Raw genomic sequence first — 15,371 nt, forward strand, 5'->3', positions numbered from 1 at the left:
GCATACTCAACTTTAATATCAATATTAACTTGATCGACACCACCATTACCGTCATCGACTGTAATGGTAAAATTGTCTGAACCGTGGAAGTCTTCATCTGGGGTATAGGTCCAGTTACCTTCGGCATCAATCGATACGCTGCCATTTGTTGGAGTATCATTTACTGTGTACGTAAGATCATCACCATCTACATCTGTTGCGTTAACCTTACCGCTTACTGGTGTATCTTCTTGAGTAGATACACTCAAATCATCGCCTAATGGTGCGCCATTTTCGTCGACTAATACTGGATTGTCGTTGATTGGAGTAACACCAACGTTAACGATAATTTCATCCATCCCACCGTTACCATCAGACACAATTACCGTAAAACTGTCATTACCGTTAAAATCAGGGTTTGGCGTATAGGTCCAACTGCCGCTTTCATCGACGGTGAGAGAACCATTGCTCGGTGCATCGCCTTCTGAAAATGAAAGTTCATCACCGTCGCTATCAGTTGCGCTTAGCTGGCCGCTTAGTGGTTGGTCTTCTGGAGTAATAAGGGTTAGGTCTAAGCCATCAGGGTTAGAGTTTGCATCAACAGAAACAACATTCTGCTGTAACTGCTGGTATTGAGTAAGAATAGAAAGGCTCTGGGTTTCTGAAAGGCTTAAAGTATCAAAACCTTCCGTTGAGAATTCGGTAGATGCTAAAGTTTCAACGCCATTTCTTACAATAGTGCTGGCTTGAGTTACGCTAGAGCTGACTTGCTGGCCAGCTGCCGTTGCAAAGTCTTCACCTAGTTGAGTAGGGTCTTGCCCTTGTTCAAGGGCTGCAAAGATTTCCTCAATATCATCCGAAATATTCTGAGTCGACCCATCTTCGCCAAAGAGCTCGACATTAACCGAAGGATCATGATCTATTGCTGACTCTTGACCAAGCACTACTTCCCCTGCTTTAGGCTGTTCACCTTCCAGTAAAGTTCGTACTAACCCATTAGCGTCAACTACTACTTTTTGACCACTTACTAAATTAACTAAAGCTACATATGTACTCATAACTGCGCCTATAACCCTTTACGACCCAGCCGCTTAAAACTCAGCGACAATAATTTGGCATTTCTTATATTCTCCAACCTTATAAATTAACATTTTCGTTCTATTTTCTGAACTACTTTTTCTTTAAAACGCGTATTTAATTTAAATTACACTCGTCACTCTTAAGCTTGAGAAAGCGACACGTTTGCGCACGTATACAACAGAAATACAACAAAAAATTCTCAATAGTGGGATTTACAGTTCAACATCCTTTATCCAAATATTGTGTAAGATTTGAAAACACATTTTATTCAGCATTTCAATTAGTGTTCTTATTCAACTAATGTTATTTTATTGACGATTATCGCTACTTTTTACTCAGAAATGAGACGTTCCATTCGGTAGTATTCGCTTAGAGTAAAAGTTTATAGGAGAGTTGGAGTGAAGTTGATTAAGTTGAAAGTTTTAAGTTGCGCAATAGCACTTAGCTTTCCTGTCGGTGCTCAAACATTAGAGCAATCGGTCGCATACACCATTACCCACAGCCCTGAAATTAAGGCTGCTTATAATGAATTTAAAACTAAAGTTTATGAATCAGATGCATCAACAGGGGCCTATTTACCTAAAATAGACCTAGACGCAGGTATTGGTTATGAGAACGTTGACTTAGCATCAGGGACAAACAACGAACTCACACGTAAAGAAGCAACGCTATCTCTAACACAATTGATTTGGGATGGTTCCAGCACTTTAAATGACATGGATCGCACCGCTGCTGATGCAGAGTCAGTACGCTTCCAATTGCTCTCTGATGCGCAAGACATTGCTCTCAAAGTGGCTAAAACCTACCTAGATGTTATTAAAGCTGAAGAAGTCCTTTCCCTATCAGAGAACAATCTCGCAGTTCATGAAGACATTGCTCGAGATATTAAAAGACGCGTTGATTCGGGCATTGGCTCTACAGCGGATATGTCTCAAGTAAATGGACGACTTGCCAAAGCAAATGGTAATCTCATTGCCGCACAAAATAATTTGTGGGATGCCCAAACACAGTTTAAACGCCTTGTTGGCCAAGCACCAAAAGACCTTATTTTTCCTCGCGCCGATCAGACCGCTCTTCCGGAGTCAATCGACAGCGCAGTCAGCTTAGCCTTTGAAAATCACCCAGTGATTAAAATATCTCAAGTAGATGTTGACTCCGCACGCTTCCAATACCAGCAGTCGAAGGGGGCAAACCTCCCTGCTTTTTCATTTGAAGCAAATCAAACATGGCGCGAAGATGCTAGCGGTATCGAGGGCAGCAGTGATGAGTTTTCTGCAATGTTAAGAATGAGATACAACCTCTATAACGGAAATGCTGACGCTAATCGCTCTCAAAGTACGGCTTACCAGTTAAATAAAGCCAAAGACTTACGTGATAGAACCTTCCGTAGCGTAGAAGAAGGCCTGAACTTGTCTTGGAGTGCACTGGACATGACCACTCAGCAGAAAGCATTTTTAGCTGACCATGTTGATTCAGCTTCTGAAACTGTTGTCGCTTACCGAAAACAATATCGAATTGGCAAACGTACACTGCTTGACCTGCTTAATACGGAAAATGAACTGTTTGAAGCTCGTAAAGGTTACTTGGATGCAAAATATGAAGAGCAATATGCTAAGTATCGAGTTATGAATGCAACGGGTAATTTACTCGATGCGTTAAGAGTTGACACACCTGAAGAATGGAACGAGGTAGTAGAGTATTAATATGAATAAGTTAGCTTTTTCTCTAATCATTAGTACTTTGGTTTCTAGCGGTTATGTGTCGGCAGATGATAAGTACGATTATATTGTTACCCCCGAGCCAAATCAGGTAGATGATTTGCGTGATGAAGATAATGATGGGGTGATAAACGCTCGAGATTTATGCCCGGGGACACCAATCAAAGCTGAAGTAGATAACGACGGGTGCGGAAAATACGTCAAGTCTTCCGACAAGATGAATCTGCATATTTTATTTGCCAATGATTCTAGCGCTATACAACCTTTATTTGTACGACAAATCCGCGAAATGAATGAGTTTTTGGAAGCTTACCCTTCAACCTCTATAGAACTTCAAGGTTACGCAAGTAAGGTAGGTAGAGCCGATTACAATATGGCATTATCAAAAACACGAGCTGAAACAGTCAAACGTATGTTAATCAGCAACGGTTTAGCACCGAATCGTGTCAATATCGTAGGCTTTGGTGACACTAAAACAGACAATGATGCAAACGACGAACTCTCTCATGCTCTTGATAGAAAAGTGGTTGCCACCGTCGTTGGCTATAAGGGTCATGTGAAAGAAGAGTGGACCATCTTTACTAAGCTTGATAAATAACGATTTAAGGGAACGGAAGTTCCCTTTTTATTTTTGCTTTTAAGCTATCAGTGCTACCCTAGAAACGATATTCATCAAGAGATAAACCTAATGAGTAAATTAACTTCAGACATTCAGGCTAACCTAGAACTGTTCGTTGCAGAAACTAAACAAAGCAATTTAGTTTGGGGCTTGCGTAATGAAGAAGGCTGGCTATCCTGTGATTCTACAGAGTTTGAAAATAGTGAAGTCATGCCTTTCTGGTCTGCAAAAGAAGACGCTGAAGCGCATAATGTCGAAGAATGGGCTGATTTTAAAGTATTAGAGATCCCGTTAGATATTTTCGTCGAAGACTGGCTTCTAACTCTTTCTGAAGACGGCGTTCTGGTTGGCACTAACTGGAATGCACAGCTTGAAGGGCGTGAAGTCGAGCCGTCCGATCTTGCTAAGATGTACTTAGACTAACTGTCTGTAAAGCGCTCTTTCTAGGGAGCGCTTTTGTCTTACCATACACAATTCTATTCAGTTCGCAAAACAGCCATAGTAAATGACTGCCCTATTGAGTAATTACACCAAATAGTTCTATATTGTAGACAAATAAAATATCTATAAAATTATGAAACGTCTACATTTACTATTTTCAATTGCTGCCTTACTTACCGCCTCTTTGACGGTCTCTGCACAAGATACGCTAAGTCATTGGGAAGATACTTACTATGAAGTGTTAGCTCAAAATGAACAACGCGCTCTTTCCATGCTGCAGGACAGATATAATGCTCTTTCACCAGGTGTGGAGAAACTTTATATCAGCTCAAAAATACACGCCTTCATGCTCTTAAGGGGCCAACCTTATTACGGGAATAAGTTAACCCATAACCCTGTATACTCAGAATTAGAGCAAAATTTTATCGGGGCTTTAAACCAAGAAGATAAATTAGACTTTGAATCAGCAAAAGCCGTTTACCGTTCATTACTCAAGCATTATGTTGCTGAAAATAATGCCGAAGGTGAGGCGTTGATTGAATATCACCTGTGTCGCGTACTCAACCGTCAAGGTAAATTTAGCAAAGCTTCTCTATATTGTTCTTCGCTGCATGAACACGTGCAAAACAACACGTTTTCTATCCTTCCCCACTACCGAGCACTTCATGTCATCGGCAACAATTATGACTTTACTGGTGATTACCGTAAGGCGCTGGAAGTGTATAAAGAATACCTGTCTACCATTCCCGAACACGTCGACCCATCCGGCGTATACAATGACGCAAGTTTACTACTTAGCGGTTTAGGTAACTTTAAACTAGCGAAAGAGTACCTAAACATTGCTATTAAGCTTAGAACGCAATCAAACTCTCAATTGGAGCTTGCTCAGTCACATTACAATATGGGCGAGTTATTACTCACAGAAGGTGATTTTTATGGCGCCATTGAGCATTTCCAAAAAACAGAAAATGTTGTAGAGAAATTTCATTACCTTTACGGTTTAACGTATGCACAGCTGGGATTAGGAAAAACGCACGTTGAGCTAGAACAATTTGACGAGGGCAGCAAATACCTTCTCAAAGCTTTGGAGACCGCTTCTATTCAGGGTAATGATCAAATTCGGGGAGAAATTTACCTCAGTCTCGCTAAGGCACATCAAAAGCAGGGAAAATACATTCTCGCAGAAGATTTTGCTAATAATGCAAAAAAACTGGCCGACCGAATTAATAGTGACCCACTCAGAGGACTGTCATTAAAAAGTCTCGCTGAAATTGCTGAAGTTCAGGGAGATTATCAGCAAGCACTCAACTACTATCAAAGCTATGTAGATATTGAATTAAGCAAAAGGGACAAGCGACATCAGTCAGCATCTTTAGCATTGGACGCGGAAAGGCAAAAGTACATTACTGACTTACAGTATAGAGATATGGCAAAAAAAGGGGTTGAGCAAGCTGAGCAGATAGACTGGCTGACGTTTATCAATAGAATACTTGCAATGAGCACTATTTCATTAATAACCCTATTACTCGCCTCTTATTACTCACGATACAAGACAAAGCAGTTAGCTGAAATGGACTTGTTGACAGGGGCCTGGGCTCGGGCGCCAGCCATTCAGAACATTAAAAAACTACCAAGAATCTCTAACGAAAACCTCAACTATCTCGTCATTCTTTTTGATTTAGATAATCTTAAGCAAATCAATGACCATCATGGTCACCCTACCGGAGATGCTGTGCTTTCAGAGATTGCAAAAACGGTGAAGGACCATATTGCTGTCGGGGATATATTTGGCCGTTTAGGGGGAGAAGAGTTTGTCATCGTCATGAAGAATATCGATGAATTGGATGTACAGCATAAAGTTGAAGCATTGCACCAAGCCATTAGCCAAATCACACTTGAAACCGTAGAAAGCAAAAAACTCACGATAAGCGCGAGTTTCTCTTACCTGAACACATCAAAATCTTTAGCTGACTTTGATGTGCTCTACTCTATTTTGGATCAAGCTTTATATCAGGTGAAACAAAATGGAAAGAATCAGATCATTGATGCTTTCAACGCACCTGTTACTTTGCCAACGACTGCTTACGAACAAGCTCAGACATAACTGCTTCGCGGTTAGAAAGGTAGTCATTTAGCCCTACTTTGCGGAGCTCACAAGATGGGCAGTCACCACAGCCATCGCCAATGATGCCATTGTAGCAAGTGAGTGTTTTTTCTCTGACAAGCTGCAAGGCTTCATTTTGGTCTGCCAAAGCCCACGTTTCTGCTTTATTAAGCCACATAAGCGGCGTCGCGATTTCTAGCTCTCGATCCATGCCTTGCACTAACGCATTATTCATTGCTTTGACAAATGAATCTCGGCAGTCAGGGTAACCTGAGAAATCTGTTTCACAAACACCGGTGATCACTGTTTGAGCACCAATCTGGTAGGCATAAATACCAGCTAGAGTCAGGAACAAAATATTGCGGCCAGGCACAAACGAATTAGGTAAACCGTTTTCTTGCAGCTCATGAGACACGGGAATATCGTCACGGGTCAAAGAGCTAATTGCAAGCTCATTAAGCAAACCAACATCCATCACCTTGTGCGCTTTAACGCCTAGCTCTTTCGCTAAGTTTTGCGCAACCTCAATTTCTAATTTATGGCGCTGACCATAATCAAAAGTAATTGCATGAACTTCATCGAACTCTTTTAGAGCTTGAACAAGACAGGTCGTAGAATCTTGCCCGCCACTGAATACTACTACGGCTTTTCTCATGATAGGTTCCTTTAAGCAATACTGAGATATTTGTGCGTCTGAATCGATAGACGCCAGTTGCGTTTGACACAAACATCAATGCAGAGTTCGGTAGCACGCGGTTTTTGGCTAATTGGCTGCAATGCAATCGTTGTCTTATCCGACACGTTTACATGGCTGAGTAACTCATCAAGTTGATCAATGTCTTTCTGTGTTGCGACAGGGTGTTTGATTTCATCCGCTCGCTGAAGTGCAGAATCGAGAACGGGAAGTTTACCCTTCATGGCCACTTTTGGTGACACTGTCACCCATGTGGATTCTGTCGCGAATACTTCTGATGTGCCACTGGTTTCAATTTGACACTTGCAGCCAATGTCTTCAAATGCGCGAGTCAACGGACGTAAGTCATAGATACACGGCTCGCCACCTGTAATAACGATGTGTCGCGCAGTATAGCCTTGATTTTGATATTGGTTAACGATGGCGTCAGCAGATGCACTACACCACTGCGTATTGTCTTCCGTCTTTACAAGAATTTCGCCAAAGCTACGTTCATCTTGAGGTAGTGCATCCCAGGTTTGCTTAGTATCACACCAAGCACACCCTACAGGGCACTCTTGTAAACGAACAAACACCGAAGGTACACCTGTAAAGACACCTTCGCCTTGAATGGTTTCGAACATCTCGTTAACTTTATACAACTTACTTTGCCTAACTCATCGTCAATATTTTGCAGGAACGAGACGATAAAGGAGACCTAGAAGAAGGTCAACCAATTCATAAATTGATCATTGTTCTTGGAGGCTTTATTCTGCCTTCTTTACTTTTATTCGACGTTGTTTAGGTAAGTATATGTATAAGTTAATCGCACTGGATATGGATGGCACACTATTAACCAGTGACAAGTGTATTAGCCAACGAACAAAAGAGGCTATTCTTAAAGCCAGAGAACTCGGTGTTAAGGTAGTTCTTGCTTCTGGTAGACCACTGGAAGGTATGCAGCCAAAACTGGAAGAGCTTGGTATTAAGGGAAAAGACGAATTCGTCGTATTTTTTAACGGTTCTATGGTTAAAGAGCTGGGTTCAGACAAAATTGTTCACCAAGCAATTATCAGCGGGCGTGAGGCAAAACAAGTGGCTCGACTGGCTAACCAGCTCGGCCTTCACTGCCACGCATTCAGCACTCAGCATGGCCTCATTACCCCTGAAAATAACGAATACACGCGAATAGAGTCAGAAATCAACAAGCTTCCTGTGACAGAGATGAATTTCGAAGCGTTAGAAGATGAGCACCCTATCGTAAAAGCTATGATTGTGGGTGAGCCAAATAAACTAACAGAAGCGATCCGAGACATTCCTCAGCAATACCGAGAAGCGTTTACCGTTGTACAAAGTGCGCCGTTCTTTCTAGAGTTTCTCAGCCTAGACAGTAATAAAGGTGTGGGCGTTCAATCCATCGCGGAGTATTTAGGTATCCAACAAAGCGAGGTTATCTGTATGGGAGACGCAGAAAACGATCACCATATGATTGAGTACGCTGGCCTTGGCGTTGCGATGGAAAATGCGATGGAGCAAACAAAAGCCATTGCCGATTACATTACAGGGAGTAACAACGACGATGGCGTTGCTCAAGTGATCGAAACGTTCGTTATCAATAAATAGATTCAGAAAAATTGGAGGCAATCGCCTCCAATTTTTTCAACCTCAATTACGGAACCGTTACGCTGACTGGTTTTCTTCTCAGTAAAGTAACGAACAATGCCACCAGCACCGGATAACGAATCAACTCAACGGCTAAACTCAAAATCGAGCTATGTATGGCAAGCGTGGCCAAATAGCTGATCGATAGATTCATTGCCAAAAGCACCAGCACTACATAAATAGCGGTTGGGACTTTTGCCATAGCAGTTCCACCTTGCCAAGGCAGGAAAAGTACCAGCGTTGCCAACACCAGCGTAAACCAATACCCTAGCGTCAAACTCGGCCACACAAAAGCGATGGCTCCGCAAATCAGCAACAGTGCTACCCAAACACTACGAGAGGATAGCAACGCTTCTACATTCAAGTTCGGTTTATTTTCTAGGCGAATAACATGCCAAGCGGTGAGGAAACCCAGTAAAACACCACTCACGATATCCAGCAAGAAAGCTGTTCCAGTATAGAACTTCGCCATACTGAGCCAAGCTAAACAACCCATTAAAGCGAGTGAAAGCGCGTGAACACGCTGACTCTGCTCGCGTTTGAGCACGAGAACGCCAATTGTGACCCACAAAGCTGCAGACGTGCTTGGTAAGCCAAAACCGTATGTTTCCACTAGTTTTAGCGTAGGCAAATAAACGTGAGGATGTGGAAGCGCAAATCCTTGCTGAGCGACAAAGCTTAATAACGCCGTGGTTAACGTAGCAAAGAGAACTTTCGAGACAAAACTCTTACCATAGCCGACATAGAGCAGAGGGAACAAAAGTACAAACAAAAATGGCTCTGCCAACAAGTTTCCACTCAATATCAGTGGCCGTACAATATTTTTTATCTCTTCCGGTAGCTCAGAGATGACATATTGAAATTGTAATATCCAGTTGAGTTCAACTTGATTAAAATCCGGCGCCGCTTTCACTAGACTTCCAACTTGTTTGATCGGCTGGTTACTGGCTTGCGCTACCAGCCCTTGTATCCACTTTGTCTGCTCTGGAAATCGATAGTCAGCTAAAGGGATATTACTAGGATTCACAAGCATCGCCGATGATATTTCCACCCCATAGTGAGGTGCAAACCACATTGGTAGTTCATATCCGTTGTAAACATTATTAAACTGAAACGACACGATATCTGAGTCGGATACACAGTCGTAATAAACGGTGTTGTCTGCGCGCCCCAACTCTTTTTTAATGCTCACAACCAGACCAGTTTCTTCCCAGGTTTCTCTTTGCGCGGCGATCGCGGGATCTTCGCCCGATTCAACAAGACCGCCGGGCAGTGACAGCTTTCGAGTTAATATTTCATGGACAAGTACCAACTTATCATCGACTCGTACGATACAAGCTGCCCCTACAACCTCGTCTGCAGGAGACTTGGCAGCTGTAATTGGAGATACAAGTAACGAAATGAACCAGAAGGCGAGATAAAACAACTGTCTCAGCACAAATTTACCTTTAATGAAGAGCGTAGTATCAAAACATAATGGTATGTGTAGCCGAACTTTTTCGCCATAAATTAAACGAAGACCACACACCACTGTATAAACAATCAGTCATTATAAAATAACACAAGAAAGAAGGTGTATGACATAAAATCCATACACCTCTTCACTTAAGTGTTTAGAGTTTTAGCCAAGCGTGAGTCCAAGCTGAACCAACTCCCGGCTCATACGCATTCGGTGTTGAACTACACCAAAGGCTATTTGGCCAAGACAGACATTGATAAGATGCCCCGTGGTTTGTCACTACATCGCCGGCGAGGTACTGAACACCCGTTTGGTAAGCATCACCCGTAGCTGGCTGTGTTGGCTCAGTCGGCGGTACTGGTTCTGTTGGTGGTTCTACTGGCAATTGGTTAGATGAACAAGTCGCATCATCAACGGCTTTCCACACTCCCCACGGCCCAGACTCTGCAGGATCATCACCTTGTGTCCACCACTGAGCTTGCCATAATTTCCCATTCCAAGAGACGAAATCACCGTTGTTGTACACCGCACTCGCTTGCCACTCACTTGCGCAGCTACCTGTTGGTGGCGCAGTAATGGATTTTGCTTGTGCTTTTGCGACAGCTTGATATTGAGTAGTGGTCTTATCAATCGCAAAATTCAGTGTGACTGAAGCTTCGCCAGCTTGTGCAGCACCAAATTCCACATCCACACGACAAGTCGCGTTTGCTGCTAGTGTTGACTTGCTACATTGATCGTTAGCAACAACAAGCGCATTCGCCACACCAGAGCCAATCGCATTGATACTCTCAACCGTGAAGGCGGTATTACCCGTATTACTAATCACAAAGCCGTGCTGCTTGATCTCACCGACATTGAATGAAGCCAGTGTTTGAGTCGCAGTGTAACCGACCGATACATTCTCAACAGGCTGAGTAGACGCTCCAATCACGCCATCAACAAAATTGCGTAATGCTGCAATATCACTGTACACCCCATACTGACCAGGGCGAGCACAGCCAATTCCCCAACTCACCACACCAAGCTGCGTGACTACGCCACCGCGATTAATCACAATGGGCCCACCACTGTCACCTTGACACGAATCAATACCGCCTTGTGGCACACCCGCACAGAATGCAACATCACCGACCGTGGTATAGTTACCCCCTGCTTGACGACACATCGCATCGGAAACCAGCGGTACATCAACCTCTTGTAACCTTGTAGGAGAACTACCGCCCTCAGATGTTCTACCCAAGCCAGCAACCGTCAGCCAATCACCGATTCCGGCATACTGGCTAAGACTCCCAGCGGCAATCTCGACTGCTGATACACCTTGTGGAACAGAAGAGAGTTTCAACACGGCAATATCATGTGAAAGCGTTGCACGACGATAATCAGGGTGCATATGAATTTCACTCACATTGGCTCTTACACCGTCGGTTCCGTTGTAGATTGAGCCACCAATTTTGACGGCGATTTGGCTAGGGTGATCGCCTTCAACACAGTGGGCAGCGGTCAGAACATAGCCATCTCCGATGTAACTTGCTCCGCAGTATGAGCGATTGCCATATCGGCTGACAATTTGGGTGTAAAACTTCCAGTCGGCAGGATCAGCCGTGATACCGCCAACAATTTTAGGTTGAATAAAGTGGTTTTGCGTCTGTGATAAAACATCTGCACTTGCGAACGTGGGCAAAACTGCCAGCGCAAGTAATGATTTTGATAGTTTCAAAGTCAATATCCTCTTATTTTGGTAAGCACGATACTCGTGCTACTTCATAAACAAGCAGAAAAAGACATTGATACCAAAGAGGTTTTTAAATAGTTTATTCGCATTGCGAGCCGGTTAAATATACACACGTTCTATTGCACCAAGCGTTTTCAATTCAGCATGGTTATCATCACTTTATCGCACTAAGAGCACACGTTAGCTTTCGCTGCCAGCTAATGGCTTTCTCAACCAGTGAATATGGTGGCCAAACCCAACCTTTTCGTAAAGTGATGTCGCCTGCTTATTAAAGTGCCAAACCTCAACAAACATCTGCTCTACACCATAGTCGATAAAGGTTGTTTCTATTCTCTCGATGAGCATTTTGGCTGTGCCTTGCTTTCTAAACTCGGGCAAAACGTACAATTCATCGATACTCCCCATTTGCACGGGCTTACTAACAGATGAAGTCAGCTCACAAAAGTGTCCAGAGATAAAACCGCAAACGCCCTCTTGCTCACATGCGACAAATACTAAACTCTCCGGGTTATCGAGATAACGAGCAATACTTTTTTCCTGCTCAATTTCTTCTGCTGTTTTAAAATGCTCAGGACATTGTTGGTGGTGCTCATCATGCAATTGATACATGAGGCTATTAAGCGACTCTAAATCGCCATGATTGGCGGCTCTGATAATCAAAGGGAACATCTTATTTTCGTGAAGCGAATAAACTGACAGTGTGATACGTCAGGCGTAATTTATCAATAAAAAAGCCTCCATATCGGAGGCTTAAAAGTAGTAACGCTAACTTGAGCAGGTTAAGAACTCAGAACTTTCTGAATTTCTTCCAAACTTGTTGGGTCGTCGATCGTGGACGGTACAGTGTATTTTTCCCCATCCGCGATTTGGCGAATCGTTCTACGCAAAATTTTGCCTGAACGCGTTTTTGGGAGGCGCTCAACCACCAGTGCATGTTTAAAACACGCCACGGCACCAATTTCTGAACGAACTTTACCAACCAGCTCACCTTCCAGTTCTAGAGAGTCAACTTTTACACCATCTTTAAGCACTACAAAGCCTAGCGGCAACTGGCCTTTCAAGTCATCGTGTACACCGACAACCGCACACTCTGCGATGGCTGGGTGTCCACCAACGATCTCTTCCATTTCACCAGTTGAGAGCCTGTGCCCAGCAACGTTAATGACATCATCGATGCGTCCCATAATGAACAGGTAGCCGTCCTCATCCAAATAGCCACCATCACCTGACACGTAGTAACCTGGGAACTGGCTCAAATAACCGGTTTCGAAACGATCGTGGTTGCGCCATACAGTTGGCAAGCAACTTGGTGGAAGCGGTCGCTTGAGCGCAACAAAACCTTGCTGATTTGGCCCAACAGGCTCACCAATTTCATTCAGTATCTCAACTTGATAACCTGGGATAGGCTTAGTTGAAGAACCTGCTTTCACTGGCATTAGCTCAACACCAACTGGGTTACCCGCGATGGCCCAACCAGTTTCGGTTTGCCACCAGTGGTCAATCACTGGTTTATCCGCTTTACTTTGCACCCATTCCAACGTTGGTGGATCTAAACGCTCACCTGCCATAAAGATGGTTTGCAGTCTGGATAGATCAAACTTCTGAATAAACGCACCTTCTGGGTCTTCTTTCTTGATTGCTCGGAACGCCGTCGGAGCTGAGAAAAGAACATCGACCGAGTACTCTTCACACACGCGCCAGAATGCGCCTGGATCGGGAGTTCGCACTGGTTTACCTTCATACAAAATCGTTGTGCAACCGTGGATAAGTGGCGCGTAGACAATGTAGGAGTGCCCTACAACCCAACCCACATCAGAGGCCGCCCAGAATACACCGTCTTGCGGCATATTGTAGATGGTACTCATGGAGTATTTCATCGCTACCGCATGGCCACCATTATCGCGCACCACGCCTTTTGGCTTACCCGTCGTACCTGATGTATACAGAATATAGAGCGGGTCAGTCGCAAGCACAGGTACACATGCATGAGGTAATGCATTCTGATAGGCTTGCTGCCAATCGATATCACGCTCTTGGCCTAACTCGGCTTCACACTCAGGACGTTGCAAAACAAACACGCTTTCCGGCTTCCAGCGGCTATCCATAATGGCTTTATCAACCATCGGCTTGTAAGGAATCACCTTGTTCACTTCCACGCCACACGACGCCGTCATAATGGCTTTTGGCTCAGCATCTTCGATACGTACTGCCAACTCGTTTGGCGCAAAGCCACCAAACACCACCGAGTGAATCGCACCTAAACGAGCACAAGCCAGCATTGCCATCGCAGCTTCCGGGATCATTGGCATATAAATCACCACGCGATCACCTTTGTTGACGCCTTGGGCAGCCAGCATTCCTGCAACTTTTGCCACTTGGTCGCGCATTTCACAATAGGTAAAGCTGCGTTTTGCACCCGTCACTGGCGAGTCATAAATCAAGGCCGTTTTATCACCACGACCTTGTTCACAGTGATAGTCCAACGCTAGCCAAGATGTGTTGATTACGCCATCAGGGAACCAACGTTCGATACCATTCTCATCCTTTTGCAAAATGGTTTTTGGTTCTTCGAACCAATCGATATTTTCAGCTTGAGCTTTCCAGAATGATTCAGGTTCAGTCTGTGCCCATTGATATTCTTTTTGATATGCAGACATATTGCTTCCTCCAGTATGTCTCGACATTGCCTTGTTGCAGCAAACGAAATGTTCTTATTCAAAGACATCGGAGGGAACACGTACAAAGCCCTCCATCAAGATACGAGCGCTTCGGCTCATAATGGCTCTCTCGACTACCCAGCCTTTGTTTGTATTATTGGCTTTGGCTCCGACTTTTAACGTCCCTGACGGATGACCAAACGTGACTGACTCTTTCTCGCCGCCACCAGCCGCTAAGTTCACCAACGTGCCAGGTACACAAGCCGCAGAGGCAATCGCAACAGCAGCCGTGCCCATCATAGCGTGGTGCAGCTTACCCATTGATAGCGCTCGGACGAGGATATCAACGTCGGTGTCTTCAACGAGTTTTCCACTCGATGACAGATAACTTTTCGGCTTAGAAACAAAAGCGACTTTTGGTGTGTGCTGGCGCGTTTTTGCTTCTTCAAGACTCTCAATGAGCCCCATTTTCAGCGCACCGTAAGCACGAATGGTTTCAAACCTCGACAGTGCTTGTTCATCATTATTGATGTCGTCTTGCAGTTCAGTACCTTGGTAGCCAATCGCTTCAGCATCAATGAAGATCGTTGGAATGCCTGCATTGATCAGCGTTGCATTGAATGTCCCTACCCCCGGCACTTCCAAATCATCAACAAGGTTACCGGTTGGGAACATGCTTCCGTCGCCGTCCGCTGGGTCCATAAAGTCGACCTGAATTTCCGCCGCTGGAAAGGTCACGCCGTCAAGTTCAAACTCGCCGGTTTCCTGAACAAAACCGTTCACAATAGGCACATGCACCAGGATCGTTTTACTGATGTTCACCTGCCACACTTTGACTGTCACAATGCCGTTTTGTGGAATGCGATCCGTCGGAATTAAGCCAGCGTGAATCGCAAACGGACCAATCGCCGCCGACAAGTTACCGCAATTGCCACTCCAATCGACAAACGGTTTATCAATCGACACTTGACCAAACAGATAATCCACGTCGTGATCCGGCTCAGTGCTTTTCGACACAATCACCGTTTTGCTGGTGCTAGACGTTGCCGCCCCCATGCCATCGATTTGCTTACCATAAGGATCGGGGCTACCAATAACACGCATTAGTAGCTTATCTCGAGCTGCACCCGGAACTTGAGCTTCCAATGGTAAGTCTTGCAAACTAAAGAACACACCTTTGCTGGTACCACCACGCATGTAAGTGGCAGGCACTTTAATTTGACTTTGAGTCGCTTGATTCATTGCCA

At 44.3% G+C, this 15,371-nt stretch carries 13 protein-coding genes; 5 read left to right on the forward strand and 8 right to left on the reverse strand.

Annotated features, from left to right (window positions below):
- A partial coding sequence (locus VNE01S_RS12425) for an Ig-like domain-containing protein (RefSeq protein ID WP_156472004.1) occupies positions 1-1,037 on the reverse strand: 1,037 nt, incomplete at its 3' end.
- 420 nt (positions 1,038-1,457) lie between these two features.
- Between VNE01S_RS12425 and VNE01S_RS12430 the strand changes: the two genes are divergently transcribed.
- From VNE01S_RS12430 to VNE01S_RS12445, 4 genes are all read left to right on the forward strand, one after another.
- A complete protein-coding gene (locus VNE01S_RS12430; protein WP_053394071.1) occupies positions 1,458-2,762 on the forward strand; it encodes a TolC family outer membrane protein in 1,305 nt (434 codons plus the stop codon).
- 1 nt (position 2,763) lies between these two features.
- A complete protein-coding gene (locus VNE01S_RS12435) occupies positions 2,764-3,375 on the forward strand; it encodes an OmpA family protein (RefSeq protein WP_053394070.1) in 612 nt (203 codons plus the stop codon).
- Between the two features lie 90 nt (positions 3,376-3,465).
- Positions 3,466-3,819 carry a DUF2750 domain-containing protein gene (locus tag VNE01S_RS12440; RefSeq protein ID WP_053394069.1) on the forward strand — a complete coding sequence of 118 codons (354 nt, stop codon included), beginning with the start codon at positions 3,466-3,468 and terminating at the stop codon, positions 3,817-3,819.
- 151 nt (positions 3,820-3,970) lie between these two features.
- Complete coding sequence (locus VNE01S_RS12445; protein ID WP_053394068.1) at positions 3,971-5,941, forward strand: tetratricopeptide repeat-containing diguanylate cyclase; 1,971 nt, start codon at positions 3,971-3,973, stop codon at positions 5,939-5,941.
- On the opposite strand, the gene queC is transcribed toward VNE01S_RS12445, so the two are convergent.
- Positions 5,901-6,596 carry a 7-cyano-7-deazaguanine synthase QueC gene (gene queC, locus VNE01S_RS12450; RefSeq protein WP_053394067.1) on the reverse strand — a complete coding sequence of 232 codons (696 nt, stop codon included), beginning with the start codon at positions 6,594-6,596 and terminating at the stop codon, positions 5,901-5,903. The genes VNE01S_RS12445 and queC overlap by 41 nt on opposite strands.
- Before the next feature lie 11 nt (positions 6,597-6,607).
- Positions 6,608-7,258, reverse strand: a complete 651-nt coding sequence (gene queE / locus VNE01S_RS12455) for a 7-carboxy-7-deazaguanine synthase QueE (RefSeq protein ID WP_053394066.1) — start codon at positions 7,256-7,258, stop codon at positions 6,608-6,610.
- 169 nt (positions 7,259-7,427) lie between these two features.
- Between queE and VNE01S_RS12460 the strand changes: the two genes are divergently transcribed.
- Positions 7,428-8,237, forward strand: coding sequence for a Cof-type HAD-IIB family hydrolase (locus VNE01S_RS12460; RefSeq protein WP_053394065.1), 810 nt, complete (start codon positions 7,428-7,430; stop codon positions 8,235-8,237).
- Positions 8,238-8,283: 46 nt separating this feature from the next.
- Here the strand turns inward: VNE01S_RS12460 and VNE01S_RS12465 are convergent, their stop codons facing one another.
- From VNE01S_RS12465 to prpF, 5 genes are all read right to left on the reverse strand, one after another.
- Positions 8,284-9,714, reverse strand: coding sequence for a bifunctional NUDIX hydrolase/phosphatase PAP2 family protein (locus VNE01S_RS12465; protein WP_245649891.1), 1,431 nt, complete (start codon positions 9,712-9,714; stop codon positions 8,284-8,286).
- 175 nt (positions 9,715-9,889) lie between these two features.
- Complete coding sequence (locus VNE01S_RS12470) at positions 9,890-11,452, reverse strand: trypsin-like serine protease (protein ID WP_053394064.1); 1,563 nt, start codon at positions 11,450-11,452, stop codon at positions 9,890-9,892.
- Positions 11,453-11,647: 195 nt separating this feature from the next.
- On the reverse strand, positions 11,648-12,136 hold the full coding sequence (locus VNE01S_RS12475) for a GNAT family N-acetyltransferase (RefSeq protein WP_053394063.1): 489 nt from the start codon (positions 12,134-12,136) through the stop codon (positions 11,648-11,650).
- A gap of 110 nt (positions 12,137-12,246) precedes the next feature.
- On the reverse strand, positions 12,247-14,124 hold the full coding sequence (locus VNE01S_RS12480) for a propionyl-CoA synthetase (RefSeq protein ID WP_053394062.1): 1,878 nt from the start codon (positions 14,122-14,124) through the stop codon (positions 12,247-12,249).
- A 54-nt stretch (positions 14,125-14,178) separates the two neighbouring features.
- Positions 14,179-15,366: a 2-methylaconitate cis-trans isomerase PrpF gene (gene prpF / locus VNE01S_RS12485; protein ID WP_053394061.1), complete on the reverse strand. Its 1,188-nt coding sequence runs from the start codon at positions 15,364-15,366 to the stop codon at positions 14,179-14,181.
- Positions 15,367-15,371 lie beyond the last annotated feature (5 nt).

Source organism: Vibrio nereis NBRC 15637 (genome assembly GCF_001591105.1).
In the GTDB taxonomy this organism is placed as follows: Bacteria; Pseudomonadota; Gammaproteobacteria; order Enterobacterales; family Vibrionaceae; genus Vibrio; species Vibrio nereis.